At 35.7% G+C, this 2,563-nt stretch carries 2 protein-coding genes; both read right to left on the bottom strand.

The window, feature by feature from the left end:
* Window positions 1–61 precede the first annotated feature (61 nt).
* Entirely contained in the window at window positions 62–1,384 is a 1,323-nt protein-coding gene (locus DIU01_RS15215) for a hydroxymethylglutaryl-CoA synthase (RefSeq protein WP_290835946.1), read from the bottom strand.
* Window positions 1,385–1,678: 294 nt separating this feature from the next.
* Window positions 1,679–2,539, bottom strand: coding sequence for a neutral zinc metallopeptidase (locus DIU01_RS15210; RefSeq protein ID WP_290835944.1), 861 nt, complete (start codon window positions 2,537–2,539; stop codon window positions 1,679–1,681).
* Window positions 2,540–2,563: the final 24 nt, after the last annotated feature.

Here is a 2,563-nt window from a genome sequence, read left to right as displayed (position 1 = left end):
ACATAAAAGAGGTTGTAAGCAATATTTTATTTACCTTAAATACAAATTATACAAAAGAAAATCACACAAACTTATAATACCGAGCACCAACCAACACCGGATTTTCTTTCTCGATAAAATCTAATACAAATTCGTTTTTTGGTTGTAAAACCGAGTGATTTCTTTCTTTTTTGTGAAGTGAAATGTAGGTTCCAAAATCTATTTCTGTGCTGTTATTTAATGTTTCAAAAAGATTTACTTTTTCTATTGCTGATTTCCAATTTTCTTCCACTTGTGCTTCGAAGACTTTTGATTTTGAGCCACTTCCGTAAGCGATGAAACCGAATTTTTTGTCTTGGATTTCGTTTTCGTTTTGGAAGTGATAACATAAAGTAGATAATAATCCTAAGAAGATAGAACCTGTGTACATGTTTCCAATTTGTCCTGAGGCAATTTCTGATGGGAAAATGGTTTTGTTTACAAACGCTAGATAGTCTTCACTTTTAGAAATTGTTTTTATATCTTCGGTTAGATTATTTTCTTTGGCATAAATTTCTACAAATGTTCTTCGTGCCTGAAAACAATAGGGTAGATGCATTAAAATATTTTCCCAGTTATTGAATAGAGTGCCGCTTTGATTGGTTATTTCTTTGTAATGAAAATAGGCTTCTGTAATTCGGTTGATATAACATTGATTAGAATATTGTCCGTCAAAAACTGGTTGTTCTTTGTAGAAAGCGATTTCGTTTTCTAGAATTCCAAACCATTCGGGATTGTCGGTTGTGTTTAAAATTTCGTTTTTAGAAACGTAACGTCTTGGTTTGAAAAAATCGAAAACTCCCTGTGAGGAAACACCAACTTCTTGAGAAAACGATAAAATTTTTGGATTTGCCGTAATCAATAATGCGATTGCGCCTGCGCCTTGTGTGTATTCGCCAGTAGAATTTAAATCGTATTTGGCGTTGTCGGTGGCAACTACAATTGCTTTTTTGGTAGGATTTAATCGGATGAAATCTAAGGTTGTTTGTAAGGCATCTACTGCGCCAATACAAGCAAAAGTCATGTCTAAAGTATCGCAATAACGTAAAGTTCCTTCGCCCAATTGTTGTTCTAAAAGTGCAGAAACATAAGAAGCAATTGGTTTGGAAGAATCGACGCTACTTTCTGTTCCAACATAAATTCTAGCAATTTCTGATGGATTTATATTTTCTTGTTGGATGAGTTTGTAAACGGCATTGGCTGCAAAAGTCACTACATCTTGATGCACATCGGGAAAACTCATTTTGTGTAAACCTAAACCTTTTATGAGCTTTTCGGGTTCTATGTTTCTGTTTTCGGCAAGAACTTTTATTGGTAAATGTAGTTTTGGGATGTCAAATGCGATGCTATCAATTCCGACTTTCATAGGATTATTTGTTGGATTAGTTGAGCAAATTTATCAATTGGATTTGCAAAAAGCGTTCAACATTTTATAAAAATGAAAGACTTTGCTTCGATTTGTGAATGTGATAAAAAACGTCTTGTTTTATTTTGTTATTGTTAATTTTCTAGACGTTTTTAGCCCAGATAGCAGTGGAAAGCAAAATGCTGTAAAAGGACAATTTTGCATAAAAAAAAGAGCGACTAAAAGAAGCTCCTTTTTTTTATAGCAAAATGTTGTTTTAAAGTGTTTTCTTGTAACGAATAGCTGGATTGGCTTCTAATTTAGCAATGCAGAAAAGGTATCGCCTTGTTTAATGTCGCCTGTTTGGAATCCTTTTTTGAACCAGTAAATACGTTGCTCCGAAGTTCCGTGAGTGAAGGTATCTGGTTGTACGTGCCCTTGCATTTTGCTTTGAATGGCGTCGTCACCAACGGCATGGGCAGCACTTAAAGCTTCTTCGATATCGCCTTCTTCTAGGTATTGTTTGTTGTAATGGGCCCAAACTCCGGCGTAGAAATCAGCTTGCAATTCTAGGCAAACGGATAATTTATTGGCTTCGGCTTTGCTTTTATTTTGTTGCAATTGACGTACTTTTCCAGAAGTTCCAGTGATGGTTTGAATGTGATGACCAACTTCGTGAGCGATTACGTAGGCAATGGCAAAGTCGCCGCCTTTGGCTCCGAAACGCGTTTTTAGTTCTTCAAAAAAGCGTAAATCCATGTAGACTTTTTTATCGCCAGGACAATAAAACGGACCAGATGCTGATGTTGCGCTTCCGCAGGCAGTTTCTACCGCGTCTGAAAATAACACCATTTTTGGTTGCTCATAATCCATATTGTTTTCTTGAAATATTTTGTCCCAGGTTACTTCATTATCTCGGAAAATTGTTTTTGTGAATTTTCCAATTTCTACTTCTTCTGGAGTTAGTGCTCTTTGTTCTCCTGTTTGTTCTGTTTGTTGGCCTTGGTTTATTTGTTCTAAAACGGGTGTCAACATTTTGGCATTTTCTCCGCCAAAAAGATTTAGTAGTAAAATAACAATTCCTATTATTCCACCACCAACTACAGCTTTACCGCCTCCAGACATACCTCTTCTGTCTTCAACGTTGTCACTTTCTTCTCTACCTTTCCATTTCATTTTGAATAGTTTTTAAAGTTTTGT

The sequence above is a fragment of the Flavobacterium sp. genome (assembly GCF_003525665.1).
Lineage (GTDB): Bacteria > Bacteroidota > Bacteroidia > Flavobacteriales > Flavobacteriaceae > Flavobacterium.
This window is presented reverse-complemented; position numbering and strand designations above follow the sequence as displayed.

Excerpts from the sequence above, each read along its gene's own strand:
- DIU01_RS15210 (WP_290835944.1), bottom strand. The coding sequence starts at position 2,539 with ATGAAATGGAAAGGTAGAGAAGAAAGTGACAACGTTGAAGACAGAAGA.
- DIU01_RS15215 (WP_290835946.1), bottom strand. The coding sequence starts at position 1,384 with ATGAAAGTCGGAATTGATAGCATCGCATTTGACATCCCAAAACTACAT.